General features: G+C 52.1%; 15 protein-coding genes. 1 reads left to right on the plus strand and 14 read right to left on the minus strand.

The window, feature by feature from the left end:
* Window positions 1-34: 34 nt before the first annotated feature.
* The 14 genes from MRJ96_03625 to MRJ96_03690 form a co-directional block, all read right to left on the minus strand.
* Complete coding sequence (locus MRJ96_03625; protein ID MDR4500528.1) at window positions 35-3,010, minus strand: response regulator; 2,976 nt, start codon at window positions 3,008-3,010, stop codon at window positions 35-37.
* Entirely contained in the window at window positions 3,007-3,576 is a 570-nt protein-coding gene (locus tag MRJ96_03630) for a YfiR family protein (GenBank protein ID MDR4500529.1), read from the minus strand. The genes MRJ96_03625 and MRJ96_03630 overlap by 4 nt, the downstream gene beginning before the upstream one ends.
* A gap of 72 nt (window positions 3,577-3,648) precedes the next feature.
* On the minus strand, window positions 3,649-5,712 hold the full coding sequence (locus MRJ96_03635; protein ID MDR4500530.1) for a TonB-dependent receptor: 2,064 nt from the start codon (window positions 5,710-5,712) through the stop codon (window positions 3,649-3,651).
* A 414-nt stretch (window positions 5,713-6,126) separates the two neighbouring features.
* Complete coding sequence (locus MRJ96_03640; protein MDR4500531.1) at window positions 6,127-9,846, minus strand: response regulator; 3,720 nt, start codon at window positions 9,844-9,846, stop codon at window positions 6,127-6,129.
* A 483-nt stretch (window positions 9,847-10,329) separates the two neighbouring features.
* Window positions 10,330-11,898, minus strand: coding sequence for a hypothetical protein (locus MRJ96_03645; protein ID MDR4500532.1), 1,569 nt, complete (start codon window positions 11,896-11,898; stop codon window positions 10,330-10,332).
* Window positions 11,899-11,971: 73 nt separating this feature from the next.
* Window positions 11,972-12,793: an AAA family ATPase gene (locus tag MRJ96_03650; GenBank protein ID MDR4500533.1), complete on the minus strand. Its 822-nt coding sequence runs from the start codon at window positions 12,791-12,793 to the stop codon at window positions 11,972-11,974.
* Window positions 12,790-14,343 carry a hypothetical protein gene (locus MRJ96_03655; GenBank protein ID MDR4500534.1) on the minus strand — a complete coding sequence of 518 codons (1,554 nt, stop codon included), beginning with the start codon at window positions 14,341-14,343 and terminating at the stop codon, window positions 12,790-12,792. The genes MRJ96_03650 and MRJ96_03655 overlap by 4 nt, the downstream gene beginning before the upstream one ends.
* Before the next feature lie 25 nt (window positions 14,344-14,368).
* The gene (locus MRJ96_03660) at window positions 14,369-15,025 is read right to left on the minus strand and encodes a general secretion pathway protein GspB (protein MDR4500535.1); all 657 of its coding nucleotides are present in this window, start codon (window positions 15,023-15,025) and stop codon (window positions 14,369-14,371) included.
* Window positions 15,022-15,597 (minus strand): hypothetical protein, encoded by a 576-nt coding sequence (locus MRJ96_03665; GenBank protein MDR4500536.1) that lies wholly within the window; start codon window positions 15,595-15,597, stop codon window positions 15,022-15,024. Before MRJ96_03665 ends, MRJ96_03660 begins: the two co-directional genes overlap by 4 nt.
* Before the next feature lie 9 nt (window positions 15,598-15,606).
* Window positions 15,607-17,016 carry a hypothetical protein gene (locus tag MRJ96_03670; GenBank protein ID MDR4500537.1) on the minus strand — a complete coding sequence of 470 codons (1,410 nt, stop codon included), beginning with the start codon at window positions 17,014-17,016 and terminating at the stop codon, window positions 15,607-15,609.
* A gap of 240 nt (window positions 17,017-17,256) precedes the next feature.
* Window positions 17,257-20,073, minus strand: coding sequence for a type II secretion system GspH family protein (locus MRJ96_03675; GenBank protein MDR4500538.1), 2,817 nt, complete (start codon window positions 20,071-20,073; stop codon window positions 17,257-17,259).
* Between the two features lie 115 nt (window positions 20,074-20,188).
* Window positions 20,189-20,884 carry a type II secretion system GspH family protein gene (locus tag MRJ96_03680; protein MDR4500539.1) on the minus strand — a complete coding sequence of 232 codons (696 nt, stop codon included), beginning with the start codon at window positions 20,882-20,884 and terminating at the stop codon, window positions 20,189-20,191.
* 64 nt (window positions 20,885-20,948) lie between these two features.
* Entirely contained in the window at window positions 20,949-22,718 is a 1,770-nt protein-coding gene (locus tag MRJ96_03685) for a hypothetical protein (GenBank protein MDR4500540.1), read from the minus strand.
* Between the two features lie 15 nt (window positions 22,719-22,733).
* Window positions 22,734-23,561: a type II secretion system GspH family protein gene (locus MRJ96_03690; GenBank protein MDR4500541.1), complete on the minus strand. Its 828-nt coding sequence runs from the start codon at window positions 23,559-23,561 to the stop codon at window positions 22,734-22,736.
* Window positions 23,562-24,086: 525 nt separating this feature from the next.
* On the opposite strand from MRJ96_03690, the gene MRJ96_03695 reads away from it, so the two are divergent.
* Window positions 24,087-24,746, plus strand: a complete 660-nt coding sequence (locus tag MRJ96_03695; GenBank protein MDR4500542.1) for a PEP-CTERM sorting domain-containing protein — start codon at window positions 24,087-24,089, stop codon at window positions 24,744-24,746.
* The last annotated feature ends 24 nt before the right edge of the window (window positions 24,747-24,770 follow it).

The raw sequence follows: 24,770 nt of genomic DNA on the forward strand, positions 1-24,770 counted from the left end.
ATGCCAAATGGCAAACTGATACGTACCCGCACAATCATGATGAGGCATTCCCATCCCCTTGTACTTGTTGAACCATCCTCCCAACACGAGCGAGTTCCTCCTTAAACTCTTGAACATTGACCGCTTCGGGAGCATCGGAACTCGAATGACAAGCTCTCTCGAGTTGTTCAGCCATCGAAGCGAAGTCCGTCGCCCCAATATTTCGGCATATGCCTTTTAATCCATGCGCCGCCTCCGCCAGCGCGGTACGATCGAGACTCGTGACAGCCCGTTCAACTTGATCCACACAGGCCGTTGCATCATGGATAAACTGGTCGAGCATCCGCATCACAAACTTGTCTCCCCCCATGGCACGCCACTCGGCCAGGACGCTTTCATCGATAGGAGGCACGTTGACGGAAAGAGCGGACAGAGGCATGGAAGATTCAGAATTTGCCGCAGACGTTACGCCTTCCTCCATGAGGGCATCCGGCTCATCTTGTCCTTCTCCGAATTCTTCACGACCCTCATTTGGGAACCATTTCTCCATGGTCTCGGCAAGCTGTGGAGGCTTAACGGGTTTGGTGATGTAATCGTCCATCCCAGCAGACAAACATTTCTCCCGATCGCCCTGCATCGCATTGGCGGTCATGGCGATGATTGGGACGCGGTGCAGGCGGTTCATCTCGCCACTCACGTCTGACGCTTCTTCACGACGTCGGATTTCCCTCGTGGTGTCATACCCATCCATTTCCGGCATTTGACAATCCATCAAAATCAATTGATAGGGAATCCGTGCATAGGCTTCGAGAGCCTCTTGGCCATTGGCCACAACATCAGCCCGATATCCAAGCCGAGCCAACATTAAAACCGCTAATTCCTGATTCACGCGATGATCATCCACGACCAAGACTCGTCCAACTCCCTTTGCTTGCCGCTCCTTGAGACTATGCCGCGTGATGAGGGAAGGTTGAATTTTCCCTAGGGGTTCAATCGTTTCTCCCATTAATATCGCCAAACCTTCAAAGAGCTGATTTTTTCTGATGGGTTTCGTGAGATACGCCCCAAATCCCGCTTCCCGGGCGTTCGCCCCATCTCCACGTTTTCCGACGGATGTGAGCAACATCAATTTCAAGTCTGACAGTTGAGAATCACCCTTGATGACTCGAGCCAACGAAAACCCATCCATGCCCTGCATCTGTCCATCGACGATACAGATATCGAAAGGATGGCCTTGCGACAGATGTTCATGCAGCAGAGCCAAGCCTTCGTCCGGAGTCGCCGCGATCACACAGTCCATTCCCCAATCTTGCGCGTAGCGCATGAGAAGATACCGATTCGTGCTGTTATCGTCGATACAACACAGACGCAGCCCTTTGAGCGTAGATCTGGGAATCACGACCGGTTGCGTCGATTGCTTTCCAAGCTTCAACGTAAACCAAAAAATACTGCCCTTCCCCACCTGACTCGTTACCCCGATCCCTCCGCCCATCAGTTCGACTAATTGTTTACAGATGGCCAACCCTAATCCTGTTCCACCATATTTTCTGGTCGTTGAACTATCCGCTTGCGTAAATGACTGAAACAGTTTTCGTTGAGCGTCCGGAGCGATCCCAACTCCAGTGTCGGACACATGCACACGAATCGTGATTTCATGCTCGGTCTCGTCTTCACGCAGCACCTGGACGCCGACTTCCCCGGATTCCGTGAATTTAATCGCATTCCCGATCAAGTTGAGTAGCACCTGTCGAATGCGTCCGGGATCTCCTCGCAGGGAGGTCGGCACGTCATCAAATACGAGACCCGTCAATTCCAACCCTTTGCGAGACGCTCGTTCGGCCAGTAAATCCAATGTTTCCTCTAGAGCCACCTGCAAGTCGAAATCGATCACCTCGAGTTCGAGTTTACCGGCTTCAATTTTCGAGAAATCAAGAATGTCATTGATGATCGTCAAGAGGGCATCGGATGAATTGCGAACCGTCTCGGCATAGTAACGTTGCGCATCGGTCAGCGCTGTCTCCAATAACAATCCGGTCATACCAATGACCCCGTTCATGGGCGTCCGTATTTCATGGCTCATCGTGGCAAGAAATTCGGCTTTCGCACGAGCTGCCTCCAACGCTTCATCACGCGAAATCCCAAGTTGGAGATTTTTACTCTCGAGGTCGAGCGCCGTCTCTCGTAGCTGAGTTTGAATTCGTTCTCGCTCTTCATTCTCGGATCGCAATAATGCGTTGGCCTGAGACAGTTCCTCTGTTCGATGGGCCACTTGCTCTTCGAGCTCTTCTTGATGTTGTGCCAATTGCCGGTCACGTTCCTGAATTTGAACAACCATCTCGTTAAAGCCGTCGATGAGCGTTCCCACCTCATCTGACGTATTTTTTTTGACGCGCAAGGAATAGTCTTTTTTCTGAGAAATCCGTCGAGAGACGGTGGTCAACTCCATGAGAGGATCCGTGATCATCCGTTGTATTCTGGAGGACAGCAGGAACGAGACGACGGCAGAAATAATAAACACCAAGACCGTGATACCCAGAATTTCCTGCAATCGTGCGCTGACCACGCTGAGACGCACTTGCAGATAGAGGACGCCTAACCGTTCGCCATTCAACGTAATGTCGCGAATAATCGCGACGGATTGCCAAGAGATTTGACTACTTTCCTCCCCGGCCTCCTGAAGTGTCCAACCCGGTTCGACGGCGTCACCATAGTTCGCAAAGACGCTCCCGTGTCGATCGAAAATCGTGACGCGGGTAATATCGGGATGAAAATGTATCGCGCCCAACGTTTCCTTCGCGGCCGCGTTATCGTTGAAAGCCAACGCGGCCGTGCTATTCGCTCCGATGACATTGGCCAGGATGGCCAGTTCACGCATCGATGCCTGCCGGAGAAGGTACAGATCGTTGAGGATCAGAATGCCATACGATGACAACAAGGCCGTCCCCGTGGTCGCAAGAATCACCAGCAACATCTTGCCTTTTATCGATGTCCTATTGAGACTCTCTCGAATTTTCTGGATCAGGTTCTTCATTGTATTCTGATAATTTTGGCGAGCCGGAGCAGCTTTGAGCTCAATCGAATATGCTTCGCCTCCAGGGCATCGGGATTGACGGCAAACCGAATTTTATTGTCTTGATGGAAAAATTGAATCATGCCGCCTTGCTCCAGAAACCCACGAGATTCTCCCACGATCAACCCCGTACTTTTCTGCAGAATCTCTTGCAGTTTTTGAGAGTGTTTGGCTGTTTTCTCATCCACGAATACCACCTGACACGTATGAATTTGTGCGGAGGATACATTGTGATGCACCCGAAACCTTCGTGATTGCACTAACTTTTCGTCCAATGTTCGTTCAAGAAAATCGATGAATGTTCGTTCGCCAAAATGACAGACATGAATGAATTTGTCCTCGTTCGTCAAAACCTCATCAGGCCATTCAGTAAATTGCGAAAAATGATACAGGAAGGCCGATTTAACGTTATATTCCATAGAAGATTCAGCGATCGTGTGACAGGGCCAGCACAGGGCGATCACCAGTCCAATTACCATGACAACAGGAGATGCGTGAGGAGAGGGAGTAACTATCGAGAAAGTCATGTGATGTGCTTTAGACGTTGGGCTCAATCACGCTAGAAATGAACGTTATGGGAGATGCTTCATTTCTGTCGCTTAAAAACTCCAAGTGACTTTTCCGTAGATGCTTCGTTGCACTTCCGTCGCCTGCGTCTGGAGAAAACTGGGGGCCATTTCAGGATGATGTTTATCCAGAAGGTTTTGCCCGACGAGTGCAACTTCAAGCTTCTTCCATGGCTTCCATCCGAGTCGAAGATCCAGCTCCCAGTAGCCCGGAATCGAAAGACTCGGAAGCGCATCGACATACCGCACCCATGAATCCAGCTCCACGTTATGGGGGAGACTCATCAAAGATCGGATCGATACTTGGTGGCTAGGACTGCCCTTTTCATCCGTATCCGGCAGCCCCAACGCCCCGGCCTCAGTATCGACATCCAGATTCAGGTACGTGTATGCCCCTCGAATTTGCCATGATTTCAACACTTGAAGGTTGGCCGCCACCTCCACACCATGCGTGCGCGCTTCTTTATTATTCACAAACTGAAAGGTCGGGAGCGGCGTGACCGCGACACGTTTTGTCGCTAATAGGTTGTCATACAAGTTATAAAACGCCGTGATATCAAGGGTCGCCTCTTGGATTGGAGACAATCGATAGCCGACTTCAAAGGCGACCAGACTCTCAACGCCAAGCTGCTGGTTGCCTGTTAGATTCAGAGGGACCGGGAGGGCAGGAGGATTGGGAGGTTGCACGACCGCGCCATGGTCAGCCGCACGCGAGGGCACTCTGACCGCGCGCGAGACGGCGACCCACCAGGCATGTTCCGGCACGGGCTGCCACAGGACTCGGCCGCTAGGCTGAAACTCAAAGCCCGTGAAGTCGTTGTGAGAAACCTTGGTCCCGAACGTGATGCTGACCTCATCATTGAACGCCGTGATTTCGTCTTGAACGAACGCATTGATCAGGTTCAACGTTTTCGACCTGGGAATAGGCGCTACGGTGAACCGCCTCCCAAAATCATCAAACCAAATTCGATACCCGAGCCCCCACACGATATCTTGCGCGTACGGCAGTGCGAACCGATGCTGGAAATCGAGGTCCAACGTGTCGATCGTCGTTTTGATCGCTGATTCCTTCCGGTAGAATCGATCGTAGAAGAACTGAAGTTCCATGTCCGAGTCTTGTGAAAAGGTCCGCGCCCACCTCAATAGAATGTGTCCCCCCGCCATCTCGACATCTTCATCTCGAACCTGCGAGAAGGATGGCGCGACAAGTGTCGGAAGCACCACGCGTTGTCCGGCATTTCCGCGGTAGATTCCCCCCTCGGCCATAAGCCGATTGTCGACATTGATATCCCAATCGCTACGAAATCCTCCTCGAACCACTCGCCAATCATCATGGGCTCCGCCTTGAATAAATGCCGTGTCTCGATTCAGGCCTTTGGCAAACAGACGGTAATGAAGGTCATTGCCAAGCTGTCCGCCATAGCGGACTCCACCGATGGCTTCCTCCGACCCACCTAAGGCCGAGACGAGTCCTCCCTGAGTCGTTTTGGCGCTTTTCGTCATAATATTGATCACTCCGTTCACCGCATTGACCCCCCAGAGGGTTCCTCCTGGACCTCGAATCACTTCGATGCGGTCGATGTCTTCAAGCAACGTATCGTTGACCTCCCAGACCGTTCCGGCAAAGAACGGGTTATACACATTCCGGCCATCGATTAAGACCAGCATTTTGTTGCTAAAGCGTCCGTTGAAGCCTCTCGCGGAAACGGCCCATTTATTATTGTCCAAACGCGCGACATGCATTCCCGGCACCATGCGCAGGGCTTCCGGAATACTGGTCACGCCAGACCGTCGAATATCTTCTTGGGTAATGACGAACACCGCCGCGGCCGCTCCTGAAAGCTTCTCTTTTTTCTTGGACACGGAAGTGATTTCGATACCCATGAGCTCTTCCAGACTTAACTGGGTAAAATCTTCGATTGGGATCTCAGTTTCTTCAGGAGATTCGAAAGATTCTCCTCCTACGGCAGAGGGCAAGACGAGACCACTGCACAAAAGGACAAGACAGGAGATGGAAATCCGAGCACCGGTACGAACGTACGCAACGAACCAATTCGTAGCGGGCGCTCTTCTTTCCAAACACGGTGATTGAAGCATGCCGAGTGCTCCTGAACAGGCCTGGAAGCCTGCTTCCTGAAACATCCATAGAAGTTCCATCCCTTCTATGTACGAAGGGTTTTCTATTTTTTCTATCGGATTCTTAAGAGTGTTTCTGAACCGTTGAAAGTGAGAGGGGGTGAACCGGAGGGCAGCAATGCACAACCCATACAGACAGGGATCTCATCGGAAAGAAGGCCGCCGTCATCTTGACGATTTCGTTATGGCCGTTTCAGTGATGCCGAAACGATACAGTGCGCCCCTGCACGCCTTGGCTCTTCAAAACGTGAGAGAGACATCCATGTGTGTCAGGACCTCCAAGCGGGCATCACCTTCCGCTTGTGACAACGTCATACCGCGCGGGGTGTGTCGTCTGTATCGATTGGAATGTAGTTGGATTCGCGATAATTCTTTTCATGAACGTATGTAGGCCTCCAGTGCCTCCTGAGCTCGACGGAATTCTGGCCGTATCCCATCTATCGTATGAATAGCGTCATCAATAACACCAGCTTTCGCCAGTCGTTCGGCTTCGGCGGCTATGGCCTGGATTCGTTGCACGCCCAGATTGGCGCATATCCCTTTCAACCCATGGGCCGCTTCGATCAACGCTCGTGTATCCCGCTCATCAACCGCCTGAATCACTTCATCCACACAGCATGTCGCGTCCTCGATAAACTGAGCGACCATTTTGCCGACAAGTTCCCGGCCACCGAGCTCAATGAGCTCATCCATCACGGCAGGATCAATGACCGGAGAATCGGCTGGACAGGCGGTCGCATTTTGTGTTCTCGCGTTTTGGTCAGTATTGTTCATGACTGGCTCCTTCTTGTTAATCTCGTCAATGGCCATCTTTCGTAACCACTTGTTCAGCAATTCGGATAGTTGAGCGGAGTGAATAGGTTTCGCCAGATAATCATCCATTCCGGCATCTAAACATTTCTCACGGTCTCCAGCCATGGCATTCGCCGTCATGGCGATGATGGGTAGCCGGTGCTGCTCACGAATTTCCTGTATCGTCCTGTGCTTGTGACGAGACATCTCAAGCCGCCGAATTTCTCTCGTGGCCTCATAACCATCCATCTCAGGCATTTGACAGTCCATCAAAATCAAGTCATAGGGAACGTCTCGTACCGCTTCGACGGCTTCTTTCCCATTGCTCACGACATCAACCCGATGTCCCCAGCCTTCAAGTCTCAACATCGCGAGTTGTTGGTTGACGTGTTGATCATCCACGACGAGGATACGAGATGCAGGATGCGAGACGTCGGCATCGCCGGGCTTGGCTTGTTTCATGGAGCGTTCACCTTCATGCCGGGCATTCGTTGGGGCGTGCATCACCGTGGCCAAACATTGCGCGAGCGCCTTCTTCCGGACCGGTTTGCTGAGATACGCTTCTAGCCCCCTTTCAGATGATTTCGTCGAATCTTCTGGTTTTCCTAACGACGACAAGAGAATTAACTTGGTGAACGAGAGTGCCGGATCGCCTTTAATGGCCCTGGCCAACGTCACCCCATCCATTCCGGGCATGTGAAAATCCAGAATGGCGAGATCAAACGGCTTTCCCCTTGCCACTCCTGCATGTAGAATCGCGAGCGCTTCAGCCGGAGTGGATGCCGTCACCGCTTCCATACCCCAATCTTGTGCGTATTGGGTCAGCAGGTAACGGTTGGTCGAATGATCATCCACGCAACAGATTCGCACCCCCTGCAGTTCGTCTTCAAAGGGTTGCTGGGCTTCGAACCTGTGCTCCTGCTTCTCAAGTTTCACGGTAAACCAGAAAAGGCTCCCTTGTCCTACTCGACTCTCGACGCCGATAGTCCCATTCATCAGTTCGACTAATCGCTTGCAGATCACGAGTCCCAACCCCGTCCCGCCATATTTCCTCGTCGTCGAGCTATCGGCCTGCGTGAACGCCTGAAACAAGCGATCCTGCACGTCGGGGGCAATTCCAATCCCCGTATCCGACACTTGAACACGGAGCTCAATGTCTGAATCCGTCTCGTTCAATCGCAACACTTGAATGCCCACTTCGCCGGCATCGGTAAACTTAATCGCGTTGCTCACGAGATTCAGGAGTACTTGCCGCAATCGACCAGGGTCACCCCGAACGGCGGTCGTGACATCAGGAAAGACAAACGTCGAAATTTCCAAGTCTTTGGACAGCGCTTTCTCAGTCAACAGGTCGAGCGTTTCCTCGACAGCAACTTGAAAATCGAAATCGATTGCTTCGAGTTCAAGCTTTCCCGCCTCGATTTTTGAGAAATCAAGAATATCGTTGATGATCGTCATCAACGCTTCTCCGGAATTCCTTACCGTTTCAGCATAAAATTTTTGCGAGCGGGTCAGGTCGGTTTCCATCAACAGTCCCGTCATACCGATCACCCCGTTCATCGGCGTACGTATCTCATGACTCATGGTCGCCAAAAATTCTGACTTTGAACGAGCGGCCGCGACCGCCTCATCCCGTGCTTGAGCCAGCTCTTGATTCTTCACTTCGAGTTCTTTCGCCACTCTGGCCAACTGCTCTTCTTTTTGCTTCCGTTCGGTCATGTCTCGAACGAGCGCAATCATGCATTCCTTCCCTCCCATTTCAATCACGGACGAGGAGATTTCCGCCACCAACCGACGACCAGTCTTCGTCGTACAGGAGAGCTGATCGGTCCATCCATACCCACGCTCGGAAACGGATTGACAGAAATCCAACAACGTTTGGCCATCATTGGGATGAATCGCAAAAACCGAAAGGGATGTTAATTCTGCCTCGGAATACTCCAACATATTCGCGGCGCAGGAGTTGGCTTCGAGGATCGTGTTGGCCTTGAGATCAACGACAAAGATGGCATCATTCGAATGGCTAAAAATCTTTCGAAACCGCTCTTCACTGTCGATCAAGGCCTTTTCCGCGCGCTTCCTCATGGAAATATCCTTGAACGTCACGACCGCGCCACTCATCTCATGGTCTTCGCCGCACAATGAGGTCCGGGTAGACTCTGCCGGAAACCGGGCTCCATCTTTTCGAAAAAATTCGCTATGATTCAACTCCCCGATGTCTCTCTCTAAGCCCACGTCATCAGCTGACCCTAGAGAGGCCTTTTGTGAAGACAGCATGATACTCGGGAGAGGTTGAATCAGATGTTCTGGCTTGCCAATGAGTTCATGACCCTCCCAACCGAGCAGTCTCGTGGCCGTCCTGTTCACGAACGTAATATTCCCCTGTTGGTCCACGCCATAAATACCTTCTCCAGCGGCCTCGAGGATCAGTTCCTGTCGTCTCGCTAATTGTCGGGCCTCCTCGGTGGCTTCTTGGATACGTTTTTCTAATTCTTCCTGTGATTGCTGAAGTTGCTTGTCTCGTTCTTGAATCTGCTCCAACATATCATTGAACCCATCGATTAACATCCCCACTTCATCATCGGTTTGCTTGTGTAAGCGAAGACTATAGTCCCTCTGTTTCGTGATTCGACGCACGAGTGCCGTCAATTCCGTCACTGGCCCGGCAATCGCGCCTTGCAAACGTGAGGACAACACGAACGCGAGCAAGGTCGCGGCAATCAACAGGACTCCGGCGTAACTGGCATATTCTGCAATCGTAACGTACAGGGACTTGATGTTGGACTTGAGGTAAAGCGTTCCGATCTTGCGATGATCATGATGAATAAGATGAACAAGCTCGAGACTATGCTTATTAAAGAGATAACTCCTGTTAGCCCTGACGACTGGTGGAGTAAACCCTTCAGGATGACGAGCATACTGAGCGAACACCAGATCATTGGCATCGTATAAGACGGCAGCGTTGATACCAATTTGTAAGTGTAGCGTGTGAAGCAATGTCGTTCCCGCGCCCGCATCCCCTTGAAGAAGGGCTGGAACGCTACTGTCCGCGATCACACTGGCTTGGGACGACAGCTCCTGGACCATCGTCTGCCGCAACGTCACTAAATAGGTCACGATAAAGACTTCGAATGCGACAAGAAGGGCGACGCAGGTCGTCAATGTTGTCAGGGATTTGAGTTTTCTCCTAAGCGGGGCGTTCACAAAACGACGAATGCTCTCCTTCGGACTAATCCGAGATCTTCTCTTTCGAGAGTTCCCTTGTGTCAACAACAGCTTGCGCAATGAACCAAGTTGTTTCATAGGAGAATCTTGCTTGACAGCTTCTTGCAGACGGTTTACTACCGGACGTCCCGGTGGAGTCGCAGCTTCACCGTGATCTCCGCGATAGGGGACACACGTATCTCAAAGTGAACGTGGGAAAAAGAATCGATGCGAGCATCGTCGTTTTTTAAGACCTTCTTCTTTCTTTTTCTCATCTCAATCGGAATTTTCTGAACGTTTCTTGAGAAGTCGAAGAAGCCAGTCGTTGGAAATCCAGACTAAGGGATCGAGAAGATCAATAGTCAGCCTGCCCACTGGCATGGTGACAAGAGGTGTCCCGATTGGGCCCGAGGGGGTTATAGCCGTTTCAGCGATACCGAAACGGTACAGCGCTTCCTTAACACGCCTTTGCGCTTCAAGACGTGAGAAAAACATCAATGCGTGTCAGGACATCCGAACGGATATCCCCTTCCGCTTGTGACAACGTCCTGCCACGCGGGGTTTGTCGTATTTGCCGAGAGGCTAGGAACTGCCTAGACGTAGCACACGTTCCAAGACTTTTCGTCGAACCGTGTGGTACATCGGCTTGCCTTCTGTCAACGAGAGGTATTCTTGATAATGTTGATGAGCTAACCTGGCATTCCCTTGATACTCTAAATTATAGGCGAGGTTCAGGTGGACCTCCGGAAGTTTCGGGGCCAAAAGTTCCGCTTGTCGAAGCGCATCCATCGCTTTGCCGAAATTCCCACGTTGCTGCGCCACCACCGCACGCTGGACCCAAAGATATCCTACGGAATCGTCCCGGACGAGACCTTCCATAAAAGACTCTTCGGCTTTGTCAAGATTTCCAACTCCCAATTGGGCCGTTCCCATCCAAAACCAGGGTTCCCAAGAGGCGGGTGGAGGCGTAAACAGCGGTTGTAAAACAGTGATCGCCTCAGCATGGGCATTTTGGCCGATCAGTAATCGCGCCTTCACGAGACGTTGCTGAGAGGAAAGGGCTTCGTCGGCCGTACCAGCGACTGACGAATTTTTCTGTGGCTCCTCTGCCTGAGGGGAAGTCTGCTGATGACTCGAAGACCGAGTCTCTGACGATGTCATGGTGGAATCAGTGGTCTTGACCTGCGAAGAATTTTCCGGGGCGTTGTCATGTGAATGGTGAGTGAAATCGGAGGCGGTACCTGATGCCTCCTGCTTTGTAGGAATAGGGGCCACGTTCAACCTGTCATTGGGTTTTCTGTATTCTTCTGCTCTAGCTTCGTGACCAGATACCCTCACAATCTCTTGCGTTCCAGTATCGCCCGAAGAGGAATCGAGTAAAGAAAAATTCGATCGAGGAAGTTCCTCGGTTTTTTGAGAATCATCACCAACCATGGGGCTCTCATTAGCCACGTCAGCCACGTCAGCCACGGTGGCGGCTACGAGGGCATCAGACCCTGACCGTTGGTTTTGCCCCAGGCCATCGATATTTTCAGGTGTTCGGACGGCTTCTCGAACCTTCACCTCACGAGTCGAGGATGTTGGGGCCTTTCCTCTCGAGGCAAGGCTTGCGACCGTTACAGGCACAGAATTCTCTTCCAATACTGGTTCTGCGGAAGCCTCACGCGATAAACTCATGACGAGTTTTTCTTGCGTCTCACCAGAAGGCTTTAACGAATGATCATCCAGTTTAGTGGTTACAACAGATGCTTTGGGACTTGGGTCGTTCGAGAGAGCCGCAACAGAACGTTCTGCCGTTTGTGGGCGGCTATTGACTGATACAGTCTCATTCATCTGTACATGGGCATTTTTTCCTGAGGAAGGATTGCCTGTACTTTTTTCGTGAGGAGTTGCCTGCGGGAGGTCTAACACAAGTGATTCGCCCCACCAATAGGCCCCCAGCGCCACAGTCGCCACAAGGAGAAATCCTCCCAGAGACACGGTCACGAAGCGTGCATCGTGTTTTGGCTTTTCCGTGTCTCCCGATTGTTCCACCTCAACTGACGGCTTCGGCTCTTCTGCCTTCATGGGAACAGGATCATGTGCGGCCGGGCGTGCGATATCCCCCCGTGCGGACTGAAGACGATTCAATGCATCAGTGATGATACTCATCAATAGCCCCCATTAAACGTAAGACGGAAAACATAAAACGCTTGGCAATAATCTTTATTCATTAATTCGCGCCCTACCCGATTTCTTTCGCCGCTTGCCGCACCATCCAGGGACTCACGATCCGTTGTCCTTTGGCGTAGGCGGCAAGAAGCGAACGATCACAAAGTTGATTGATTCGTCTCGGGACTCCTCCACTCATCGCATGAATCAGCGCCAAAATGGCGGAATTCACGTGCACACCCTCATCTTTTTTCGCGACCGCCAAACGATGTCGGACATATTTCATCGTTTCAAATAGGGTGAAAGGCTTCAGGCGATACCGTACGCTGATTCGTTGAGCCAAGGGACGCAATGCCCGTTTCATGAGTTTACTCTCGAGTTCCGGCTGACCGACGAGCAGCAGGCACATCAACTTTTCTTTTTCGGTATCCAAATTCGAGAGCAGACGCAATCCTTCCAAGACTTTTCCACTCAACCGGTGCGCTTCGTCAACGAGTACGGCAACCCGCTCACCGCCTTCGGCCAACCGCAGCAGTAAACGCGGCAACTCGCGTTGCAGCGATCCCAATGAGGCGTCCTGGGGGATCGCCCCCGTCAGGTCTTCATAGATCGAAGCCAGCAGCCCCCCGTACGATTGATCGGGGTTGAGTAAGTAGGCAAATCGCGTTTTTTCGGGTGGGTGCCGAAGCAAATGCCGGCAGATGAGCGTCTTCCCGAGCCCCACTTCACCCGTCAGCATCGTGAGATTACCGCTGGCAATCCCAAAACGGAGATGAGTAAGCGCCTCAAGATGCCGGCTTCCCGGGAAAAAGAAATCCGTATCCGGTGTAATACGAAATGGCGGTTCGATAAAACCAAGGTCCTCATAACACAAGGCTAAATTACCTGAGATCATAAACGGCCCTCCACGATTCGAGGTTGCAGAAAAATCACCAGTTCACTCTTCGCCGTGATTTTATAGGTTCCTTTAAAGAGTCGCCCTAACCAAGGAATGTCTCCCAGCAGCGGAACCTTCCGCTCGGTTTCGGATACTTCATCTTGAATCAACCCTCCGATGATCACCATCTCCCCATCCTTGAGCCGCACCAATCCAGACGACTGCTTCACATCAAGAATGGGGGCCGTCGCCGTCTGCTGAGGGGACGTGGCGATTTCACGAAGACGGGAAATTATCGGCGTTACATCCATCATGATCCATCCATCGTCCGAGATCTGAGGGGTGACCGAAAGCACGAGCCCGACAGTCACGGAGCGGGCTTGTTCCGTGACGATATTTCCCGTTCCACCCGTTCCTTGCACGACCGTTTGGGTGAAAAACGCCTGGTCGGTCGCCACTTTGATCAACGCCGGTTGATTATTGAGCGTCAACAAACGAGGCTGGGAAATCACCTTCAAATCTCCCTGCTCCTGCAAAGCCTCTATCACCGTCTCAAACGTGCCTTTCGGGAAAGACGTTCTCGTCGTGGTCGTGGCCTGGGCAGTCGCCGCCTTGGCGACGAATCCGCCAAACGGAGCCGTGATGATATTGGATAAAACAAGGTTACCGGCTACACCATCTAAGGTGATCTGGTCCCAGTTTATTCCCAGGCTATAGCTGTCATTGAGATTCACTTCATAAATACGGGCCTGTATCTCGACCTGACGGTGGAGAGAACCACTGACCTTGGCAAGATATTGAGCAATGTCGACGACTCGTTGATGCAGGTCTGTCACCTGGATCGTCCCTGAGAGCCGGTTAAACACGAGCCGGCCTTCTTTTGACATCAAGGATTTCACCTGGGTTTCCAATTCTTCCCAAAACTTGATCTCGTCCTGTTGATTAACCGTAATTTCTCCTGTTCCTTGTCCGGCGCTCCCGCCACCGCTTGACGAGATATTGGCTTTGTTTTCTCCGGTGCCTCCCCGGACAAGTCGTATGTAGTCCAGGTTAAAGATTCGCGTTTCGTACTTACGCACCCGAATCAGGTCGCCATCCTGTTCCCAATAGTACCCATGGGCATCCAGCAATGCTGACATGGCGGCTTTCAACGGCAACGTGTGGAAATTCACGGTGATATTGCCGGTAATGTCCGGTCCCGCCACGATATTGAGTTGATTCGTATGGGCAAAGAGTGTCAACGCATCAACCAATGGCATGTCCTGAGCTCGAAAGCTAAAGAGCGGCCCCAGGTCTTCTTCGGTTTGAGCGGCCTCGGCCAGATGCCCTAAAGGCATTCGATCGGCGACGGATAACACATGCGGCTCAACCATGTCTTGAGCTGGCAGTGACCCTATGAGAGCAGGCGATTGCGGGGCAACGCTCAAGACAGTTGAATCGTCTTCATCCTGAACAGCGACGGAACGTGGCGCCGTGCTACAACTACTCAGGACAAGAAATGCCGGAATGAGCGCCGTTAAGCAGGCTCTTTCCCAAAAAACATTGCCTGGAATAGTACGAACATTCATACGTATCAACTCTTCATCACTCCCATCACGAACAGGCGGAACCTGTAGAACAATCTCGACCATCCTTGAGAACGGCCTGTGTTTTCGTTCTTCGTTCGTCTCCTCTTGAATCGGACAGTCCAGACTCACGCCTCGTTCGCACCATTTCTTGGCTTCTCCGTTCCCCTCTGTTGGTAGTACCACTCGAATCTTTAAACCCCACATGATGTCGACCAGAAGGCCCCTGAAGCCACACGCCATCGGCTTCGATTTTTGCGACTCGCAGGCCTTCAACCCGATCACCTTCCTCCACGAGTTTTCGGTTGATCATCGCGACTTTCGGCGCCGGTTCCAAGGCGACGGCGCTCAACTCCAGCGCAGGAAGAACCACACGCGGGGCTGAAACCTCGGCTAATTGCCGTTTCTCTTGATCGGCCGTCTTCTCGGGATTCTTGGACTGCGCCGTCATGGGCGCAAACGGATCGCGTTCGAAGGTTGTCGTCCACCCAAATTCCGTGGTATCGGTGATCGAACGTTCATGACTCAATGACTTGAATTCAGCAAGAGGGGAGGAGGCAAGTGGCAAAGCGCGTGACGGCAAGGCCTGCCGGATGACCTCTTCTTCCGTATTGAAGTAGAAGAGCGCCACCGCTACGACACAGAGTCCAAGAACGACCCACGGATTATTCAGGTACTGTCTCATGCAGCAGCCTTGATCCACACATGCAGCCCCACATTCATATGCGCCGCTCCCGTTCCACCCTGCACCTCTACTTCCTGAAGATCCATTCGAACCTGATCTTCCGAGAGTTGACGGAGAAACCGCAGGTATTTTTGGTAGGCGCCTTGAAGCATGCTCGGCGTTTCGGGGTACACTTTTAAATCAACAGGAACCTTTTCGACCTCGGTGAAACCAGGAACAGCAATGCGAGTGGGACGCACGCGATAAGTGACCTGCAACCCCATGGTAGACGCCTGCGTCTGCAGTTGCTGAAACCAGAGGGCGAGATGATCGAAGTCGCGAAGGAGCATCTGGTCGGCCTTCTGCATGCGTTGTCGTACGTTGTCCGGATGAGCCTGCGACCACTGCGTACGAAGATCCGCGATTTCATGCGAGAGGTAGTAACTGGCCTGGTTGCTCGAATGAGCCTGTTCAATCATTGACATCTGTGTCAGCAGAACGAAACCGATAAAGCCCAGCGTAAGCCCGATGGCGAACACCATAATCGAACGGGAATATCCACCAACCTTTTTCAGCAATTCATTCATCGTCAAAACGCGGCATTATCCTTGAATTCTTCCGATCATTGAAAATGTTCGAGGCTGGGCGTCCAGCCCTCTTTGTTGTTTCGTCGAAACCTCCTGAAGCCATGCTCCGCGCCAATCCCCGACGAAGGAGACTCGGTATGGTCCCTCTCTCAAACGCTCTTCAAGAGTCGCCAAACTTTGCGAGCCAGTGACCAGATCACCAGGCGCCAGGCCGGTCAGCTCCACTCGCCACTCATTCGATTCATGCGTAATCATGGCCTTGTTCAAAGTCAGTTCCGAAGGCAGGATCGTTCCCAGGTGTCCCAAAAGCCAACCGGGCAATGGCTGAACCCGTTGGTCTAGAATACGCTCGGCTCTAGCTTTCTGATCGGCCAAATTAGCCAATCGGTCCTTCCAGGTTTTTTTTTGTTTCAGCAAATCGCTTGATTCGGCTGCGAGGGCCACCGCGAGATTATGCGTTCCATTTAATTGACCTTGAAAAAAGCTGACGAGCCCGACTCCCACGAGCAAACAGATTACCACCGCTGCAGCCGTGAGTTTCATCATCACGTTTCGCATAGGCCCCAGAATCGCTTCTTTCGATGTAAAATTACTCGGACTTCGAACTGGCAATGCCAGGCTGACCCAGACCCAATAGGATGGGTCCGGACTCATAGGACTTTGGTTCAACGGCAGACCCACGAAGGGTTGCACCGTTGCCACCGAGACATCCGATGATTCTCCGACCATCCAGACTTGCGAGACATTAATCGCATATTGTTGGGCACAAAACAGGATTGATCGTGTGATTTCGCGTCCGATCCGTTCGGACGCATTCACGCCCTCACATGTCGGCTCCAAGAAGCGTTCAAATAACGGCGTACCATCGCCCATCGCCACGAGCAACGCGATCTTATCGGCCACGAGCGTCACCAGGAGCACGACATCATGATTATCGAGGGGAAGCGACCGGACCTGCTCAACGAATGTTGCGGAGAGGGGCGCGATTTGCACTGGCGTTAAGTCCAATGCTTGGCTGACTTCGATCACGGAATCCACGACATCTTTGGGCCAAATATCAATCAGAACGCCGATTCTCCCCCGAGCCTCTCGAGTGGTTCGAAACCGCCACGTAGTCGGACCATCCCAGGTTTTCATCTCCTCGACAGCATTCTTCAGATATAGACGAAGGTCAGAGGGCTTCATCGCCGGCACTTGAATGTATTGATGAACAAAGCGTTGATCTTCAATGAGAAAAGAAATTTTTTGGCCAGAAAAGTTAGTGTGTTTGAGGGTTTCTCTGACTGCCGTCCGCAAATCGCCAGAAGACTCGACCCGATGCGGATATTCCCATTGCCCCACGACCTGATCCTTCACGACAGCCAGGGCACGAAAGCGGCCGTGAATCAGGCTCACGCCAAGAATCGTTTTTTTTCGAGGCGTCATAAAACCTGGCCTCGTGAGAGTGAGATCAATCATCATTCGAAATCGCCGGCCATCCGGCAGGCATGCACAGAGTCCTCCATAGACACTCATGTAGAGTTTCGGAGTTTTCTGTATGATTCTTGATGGTTAGGGAAAATTTCTTTTAAAAACGGATAGCGGTGAACGACAGAGATGCCCGTCGTCATTCGCCAGTGTGGTGGGGAGGCACATGAAAACGCCGTGCCTGCGGTTCGCCGTTATTTATGACGTCGTCATCTGGAAGTCGTCAAGATAGAGGAAGGATGGTCCGTCGGTGTCGATATCCTCAGCGACGCCAAAGTAGATCGTATAGGTCCCCGCACCCGGAAAATTGAAATAGGTCGTTTGGTAGCCGGTCATATTCCCGCCTGGACCACCAGGAATAAAAGACGACCCCTTGACACTGCCTAAGATCGTGAACTGAACCTCACTGCCGCTCGAATCCGTCACGTAGTAGAACGCGAGGTCATTGTACGTCCCACCGGGCGTATCCGCCGTTCCAAAGTTCCATTGGAATGACAGTTGGCTACCGTCCCCAACACGCACAGTCTGCTTGATCCCTTCAAACTCTTTAATCGATATGCCCGTCTTTGCGTTAAAGGCAGCATTGGTGAATCCAAAGAACGCCTCGAGATTTCCATTATCCTGACCACTGGTTTCGGTATCGGGAGAATCTGCGAACGTTCGGATTCTGGCCTGATACGTCCCGTCAGGAGGCGTGATACCTAGATCTGACGCTTGCTCCAGCACGAGACTGGATGTCCCGTCAAAGACCGTGCCGATCGTCCCGGCGTACGTCCACCCGGCAAAATCGAAGTATTCTTCGAAGCTGCCATTTGAGACCCTGTTCAACACGGCCGTCTCCGCCAGCATAATGCCTCCGAGATTATCCACACCCGCGTCGGTGTAGGTACTCTGCGCGTTCTTCGTCCCCCATACAGTGACCTCGATGCTTCGCGTCCCGACGGGAACCTCGACGTACGGAATCGTGAGGTCAGTCCAAGAATAGGCCGTGGCATTGTTGCTGACGGCCGCACTGCCTATCGGATTCCCCCCAGAAACCGCGTCATAAAAAGTGAGCTGCAAGCTCCCGTAGTCCCGTTTGAGAGCATCCGTCTGTCCATGACCGACTCCCGAGAGCGTCACAACCAATCCGCCAGCATCAATATTCACAGAACAAGCGCTGACGGCAATCCGCTGCGAAAGACCAGTTCGATGAGTATTTCCTCCCGTCTCCCCATTTGTTTCGGCGCTGGCAAAATAGGTCCCGCCAGGCGCACTGGGCATATAATAGGAAGCTGTCGTGGCATTCCATTGATTCACTCCACCTTGGCCAAAGACATCCTCAGTTCGTGTCCAGCCTGTGAGGTCGCCAGTCTCGAACCCCGGGTTGATAATCGGCAGGAGCCAATTGGAACAAGTCCCGCTCAATGTAATTCCGACCACTGAATCCGATGATGAACTGGGGATCAGCCCCGCATCACTCCCATCAAACAACATGGTGGCCCTCCCGGCCGACAAGAGTCCTGTTCCCGTCAAATCCAACACAAAGACATCTTCGCTGTTGACCAGCAGATTGTTGTCACCCACTAACACACCATCCCCCACCGTCGTCGACAAAATCTGTCCGGCTTTTAAGGTCACATCGCCGACCTTCAGCGGGGTCTCGACCAATTCAAACGAATAGAAATAATCATCGGCATTGTACAAGTCCGTCAAGGTGCCGGCCGTAGTGTTTCCTGCCCAGAATGGAACGAATAATTTGATTCCTGAGCGTATCGCCGTCCGCATCAAGAAAGAGCCAGCCTGGATGGTCGTCCCCCCCACTTTCGTCGCCGTTTCCACGAGCGACACCCCTTGCACACGAGCCCACCCCACATCCGATCCATCGAACAACATGAAAAACGTTCCTGAGGAATAGTCCCCTGGCTTCCAGGGACGAAACACATAGACATCTTTCTCTTCCACAAACAATGAATTGTGACTCGTCATCGTGACATCGTGAATATCGGATGCCAGGATATCACCGGCTTTGAGATCGACCGTATTGGCGCCTGTACCAATCGTTATATCTCGCGACACGAAATGGAGTGACTCAACCACCGACGCTCCAAACTCCTGAAGATCGACCAGAGGCCCGCGGAATGTCCCAGCCGTCGTCCCGGCTGGCCCCGACTCGAACGTGAGACCTGGCTCGCCATAGGCGATCATCATATCGTTATTCCATGTGCCCACCCCGGATTTCCCGGTGGGAGCCCCCCAGGTCGTGAGCCAGAACTGCGCAGGCTCACCGCCGCATTCGACGCCTGGCACATGCCATTGTTTTCCCGCCTCACATGCTGGATCGAATTCAAACTCGACATCTGACGTCAGGACGACCTGCAATTCCGGAGTCCCAAAGGTATTGGCCTCATCGAAGCTTAGAATCGTCCCGGGAAGATGGTACCGCTCATACGGCGCCAGGGTCCCACCCGATGAATGTGTCGTCGTTCCTCCAATTTGAAAGCTCCCGCCATTACCGACAGCAGATAAAGAAACTCTCAAAAAGGTGCTGGCCAGGTTTCCCCGATAGATATGCAATTCCGGATTCACCGATTCGTCCATTGACCACCATGTCGTAAATTCCGTCCCGTTGGAGATGGTCGGAGCCGCGTCAGCCACCCGGTTCGAAATCAAGAGAAATCGCGCATCGACCAGTGCCGTTTCTGCCAACCCGGTGCCGTTATTGAATCCGCTCATATTGGGATGGAGAACATAGTATCGTGGGAACAAGCGGTCGTTCCGTAAGAGCTGTGTAGAATCCAATGGCGAGTAACTCGTGTGAGCCGCAAGCGTCGGAGGCCACGTATGCGTACTCCGGAGATAGGTCGCCGAGCTCGACCCGATATGCTCAAGAATGTCATTTTCTGTCTCGTTGGCCTTCGTATTGAAGCTTGTGACCATATTCGGCAGCAGCGCGGTCGCCAAAATCACCACAATCGCCAACACTCCCATCATCGCGATGAGAGCAAACCCCTTATCATCAAGCTTTCCGCTCATCTTGTGGATGTTGGCCTTCAACTTTGAATGAACCCTCGCTCGTCTTTTGCTCCAGGTCTCTTCTCCCCCGTCTTGCGTTTTGCAGCTCCCGGGAGAGGCGTCACGCGTTCCCCATTCATCCATGCATGAGGTAAATCAACATCTCCTTTGTCGTGATGTCATATTTCACACGACCGCGAAGTTGCCGCTCTGTTGCAGTACCGCCAAATCCTTTATCCAGGATCGAATCCACGCGTTCAAAGTCTTGAAGCGTAATGTCGGAAAACGAGACATAGACCACGTTGGCCGAAGCCGGGATATCACTATTCGCATCGTCATTAAGATCCCATGCACGGTTTGATCCCGTCGTCGCTGTCCCATACGCTTCTGGTGTTCTCGCCGGCATGCGAACCGTCGTGCCAAGTCCCGGAGGAGTCGTCGAAGAGAACTTCGCGAGATAAGGCCCCTTGAACTTAACCCAACTATTGTTGCCGGTATTCAAAGGATCGGATTGATCCAGGGTCAATCGCGCAGGAAGTGATCGGCTATTATTACTATTTCCGCTGTTTTCCACGGCCGGAACGCCTGAGACGTCTAATGGAAGAAGCGAACCGATGTCCGCATAATAATCAACGACGGCCGTTTCATAGGTCTTAACCGCTGCGACCAAGGCATTCGCTTTTGATTCGGCCATAATCTCGAAGACTCTCGGGAGCAAGAGCGCGACAAGAACGGTCATGACAGCCAGTACGCCGATCATTTCGATCAAGGTAAAGCCGTCGCTCTTCCCTCGTTGTTCGATACTCAAGGTGGTCTGTATAGCTCTTTGCATGTTGCCTTCAACTATGGTTCTTCCGAATCTCATCGGCCGTATTTCGTCTTTCAATTGCTGCTGTTCACAGCGTTGGCGCCAGCGAAACCGCTTGTATATTTTCCGACGTCGTATTCAGTCCAACGTCCGCTCCCTCAAGGAGAAGTGTCGCATTGGCGACGGTTGCCCCCGATCCCATCGTCGTCGCAGAAATATCCAAATAAAATATGTCATATGGCCCGACATCCAAATCGTTCATGCCAACGTTTGTTTCCGCTTGGCCTAACGTGATGAGGAGATAACCCGGCTGAAGGGTCGTTCCCGCAAACGTCACGGCCTCTTCGATGACATCGAGGCCGACGACAGCTGTTCCTACACCAATATCAATATCACTGCCGTTTATCAGCGTTGAGGTCGTGCCGCTCGTTGTCCCAAGCCCCACCCCCATCGGCACAAAATACTGTATATTGTTCTGATTGCCGCCTGCTTCACTGAAAATGAATGTTCCGGCTTGCAAGTTCACGTCACCGACAGTCACCGTGCGTTCGATCAACGAGATGCTCGTCGCATTATTCGCAAAGATCCCCCACCCTGTGAAATTATGCAGCAACATCAAAAATGTCCCTGAGGAATAGTCTCCAGGCTTGTCAGGACGAAAAATAAACAGATCGTTGGAGCCAACGGTCAGAGCGGTATTGCTGACTAACGCTTCAAAAGTGTTCGTTGAGAGCAACAGATCCCCGGGCTTGACCTCCATCGTCGTCGTCACGCCGATCGTCATCTGAGTCGTGACGTAATGAATAGCCGAAATGCCGTTCACTCCCCCAAACGAGAATCCATCAAGAGAGACAGCCGACGAAAGGGTCCCACTCGTCAGTCCTGGCTCCCCCGCTAGATCAGGCATTCCGAATTGCAGCACCTCCCCATTCTGCCAGCTATCCAGACACGGCGCGCCGCTAGGCGAAGGCACGTCTGTTGCTGTCGTCATCCATAGGGACCAGCATTCAGGGTTCGACGCCGGCATCGTCCTCCAGCGTGAACCAGCGGCGTGACAGGGGTCGTATCGATAACTCCTATCTTCCATGAGGGAGAATTGGACTTCTGGTGTGCCATAGGGGGAGACTTCATCGAGGGCAATCATGGTTCCAGCGAGATGGTATTTCGTATGAATAAGCGCCGGTTTCGCGCGACAATCCCAATTGGTCGTCACATCCTCAATTCGATAGGCTCCTCTTGCCCCAGGAGCTTCTAGCGTCAACAAGCTGTACAGATCACTGACTTGACCTCGATGGATTTTGAGGTCCGGCGTGGAGGTTTCGTCTGTATCCCACCACGCGTCGAACTCCGCGGCGTTTGTAATCGTGGGAGCTGCGTCGTCGATCAGGCTAGAGATAAGAAGATACTGTGCGTCATCAAGCTCGTTCGAAGATAAGCCTGTCGCATTCGTGAGGCCTCTGACATCGGGATGCACGAAAAAATAACGAGGGAACCCGGCGTCATTCCGCGTCAATTGGAGAATGTCGGTGGGCAGATAATCAGGACTGAGCGACGCAAGATCTGGAGGCCAGGCGTGGGTTTCCCTGAGGTAGACTTCGATACCTTGCGCGATGCCTTGGAGTGTTGTGATTTCAGCATCGCGGACAGCCGCCTTGAGATGATTGATCACGGCCGGAGAGATCACCGCGCCAAGGATCGCGATGACCGCGATGACGCCGATAAACTCGAGAAAGGAAAACCCTCGGTTCGTCAGACGGAACGCATGAGGCGTGTGACGTGAGATGCAGGGAAAAGAACGTGATACGTCAAGCGTGAAGACTCTTATGCGATTGTTGACGAAATAGAAAAGACGCCTCAAGGATGATATCCTTCATCATGTCTGACAGGTCGAACCCAGGGCATTCCATCGCGAACCCGCGTAACAATCCGGATTGAATTGATAGCCTGCGTCGAAGGTCAGCGTAAAATTCAGTTCTGAATTTCCGTTCGAAAACGTATCCGCTTCATCCAGTTCTATCGGCGTCCCCACCAGATGATAATTGCCATAGGACGTTAATCTCCCTCCTCCGGAGTTCGTCGCCGTCCCATCGATTCGGTAACTCCCTCCATCCCCGACTGCACTCACGCTGACCAGATGAAACAGCCTGCCCATGTGGCCACGGTAAATTTCGACATCTGGTGTTGTCGTCGTATCGGTATTCCACCAGACATCGAATTGCGCCCCGTTTGTGATCGTTGGATTGGCGTCTGCCGCGAGATTGGAGATCAGGAGAAATCGCGCATCTGGCAGATCGCTGCCCGTTATCCCCATCGCATTGTTAAAGCTTCCCATGTCCGGATGCACGAAAAAATACCGGGGAAACCCTCGTTCATTCGTCCCGATCCGGGTTGAAGCAATCGGCACATAATCAGGGCTCAAGGATGGAAGGTTGGCAGGCCACGAACGGTTTTCTCGCAAATAGACTTCGATGCCTTTGGCGATATCTTCCAAATACATGGCTTCGTGGTCTCGCGCCGCGATATTCAAATGTTTGACGAATTGTGGAGCCAGCAGCCCACCCAGGATTGCCAACACGGCTAACACACCGAGCATTTCGATTAACGTAAATCCGTTGTTCGTGTCTCGTCGTCCATTGTTCATTGATCGCGAAAGTAACGCCAACACTCCTCTAGCGCGATACTGATCAGCGATGGATAACATCACTCTCCTCTACAAGAAATGGGAAACGGGACACGTTTTTCGGCCATGAACGCAAACCCTCGTGTCTTCTTTCGACACAATTTCTCTTTTTCTTAACAGTCTCTAACGAATCCTGCACGACTCGCATTCTAATAGTATGAGCTCTTCTCGCTGGTACCTTCTAAGTGTCGCTCCCCTTTACACATTGTTATCCGAAAATCATGCTCGTCATTTATCTGTTGTGATTCGTTCGTTGAGATTGTCCTCAGTTTTTCTTCCTTCTTCGACGCTTTAAGGAATTTCTCAAAGAACAATCGTTTGGTTTTTTGACAGTGCCTTGAAGACCGGCAAAAGAACTCATCGTCTTTCGTTTTCGATGAGCATGCATTGGTATCTCGTTCTCTCACATATCTCTCCGTTCCTATCAATTCTTGAGCGGCCATCAACATTGGGACCTTGGCATCTCAATTGCTCAGACTATGAGAGACATTAAATTTTCTTTCTGTACAACCGAAGTTCTTGCTATCTATCAAGGAGGTTCGCATTATGAAACGCGTATCAATTTTCGGTCTTTGCTTGACGGCCATTTTGGCGTGTGGAACGGGAACCACCGCGTTGGCCATGCCCATGGCGGCCAGTTCGTGTAATGATGCCTTTGGGTCAATAACGGCGACAGGTCGCGGCGACTACGATGCCTGTATCGGTCCCAATTCGGGGAATGAGGGCGCCATGAACTTCGCTGCCCTGTTGGCAGCCATCAACGGTGGGGTCTTCGATGGGATCACGAATTGGACGCCTGACGCCAAATATGATTCCGGCACGAGTATGGTCGATGCTGGTCCGAACGCGTCAGACTTTACGATGACCGGTCAGCCCGGCAATTCAGGAACGTGGAGTATCGACACTCCAACCACTGATGCTATCGTTCTAACCCTCAAGACCAATACCTTCTGGAGTGCCTATTACTTCGCGAGTGGTGTAGCTACAAGCGGGGGGAATTGGGATACCCTGGGAGTCTCAATTAATCACGGACAAGGACAAGGAATTTCTCATAGTACGATTTCTTTCGCGCCGGGAAACACCCCTCCTCCTCCAGGGGGAGAAGTTCCGGAGCCTTCTACGGTCCTCCTCTTTGGTTCAGGGTTGGCCGGACTCGGGTATTGGCGATGGAAGAAAGGAAACCAGAGCGAAGCAGTTTCGTCATAAATACAGTGCACGATACACAACACA

The sequence above is a fragment of the Nitrospirales bacterium genome (assembly GCA_031315865.1).
Classification (GTDB): Bacteria; Nitrospirota; Nitrospiria; order Nitrospirales; family UBA8639; genus JAGQKC01.

Bases quoted from the DNA above. Each gene is read 5' to 3' on its own strand.
- MRJ96_03625 (MDR4500528.1), bottom strand. From the start codon at position 3,010: ATGAAGAACCTGATCCAGAAAATTCGAGAGAGTCTCAATAGGACATCG.
- MRJ96_03630 (MDR4500529.1), bottom strand. From the start codon at position 3,576: ATGACTTTCTCGATAGTTACTCCCTCTCCTCACGCATCTCCTGTTGTC.
- MRJ96_03635 (MDR4500530.1), bottom strand. From the start codon at position 5,712: ATGCTTCAATCACCGTGTTTGGAAAGAAGAGCGCCCGCTACGAATTGG.
- MRJ96_03640 (MDR4500531.1), bottom strand. From the start codon at position 9,846: ATGAAACAACTTGGTTCATTGCGCAAGCTGTTGTTGACACAAGGGAAC.
- MRJ96_03645 (MDR4500532.1), bottom strand. From the start codon at position 11,898: ATGAGTATCATCACTGATGCATTGAATCGTCTTCAGTCCGCACGGGGG.
- MRJ96_03650 (MDR4500533.1), bottom strand. From the start codon at position 12,793: ATGATCTCAGGTAATTTAGCCTTGTGTTATGAGGACCTTGGTTTTATC.
- MRJ96_03655 (MDR4500534.1), bottom strand. From the start codon at position 14,343: ATGAATGTTCGTACTATTCCAGGCAATGTTTTTTGGGAAAGAGCCTGC.
- MRJ96_03660 (MDR4500535.1), bottom strand. From the start codon at position 15,025: ATGAGACAGTACCTGAATAATCCGTGGGTCGTTCTTGGACTCTGTGTC.
- MRJ96_03670 (MDR4500537.1), bottom strand. From the start codon at position 17,016: ATGACGCCTCGAAAAAAAACGATTCTTGGCGTGAGCCTGATTCACGGC.
- MRJ96_03675 (MDR4500538.1), bottom strand. From the start codon at position 20,073: ATGAGCGGAAAGCTTGATGATAAGGGGTTTGCTCTCATCGCGATGATG.
- MRJ96_03680 (MDR4500539.1), bottom strand. From the start codon at position 20,884: ATGCAAAGAGCTATACAGACCACCTTGAGTATCGAACAACGAGGGAAG.
- MRJ96_03690 (MDR4500541.1), bottom strand. From the start codon at position 23,561: ATGTTATCCATCGCTGATCAGTATCGCGCTAGAGGAGTGTTGGCGTTA.
- MRJ96_03695 (MDR4500542.1), top strand. From the start codon at position 24,087: ATGAAACGCGTATCAATTTTCGGTCTTTGCTTGACGGCCATTTTGGCG.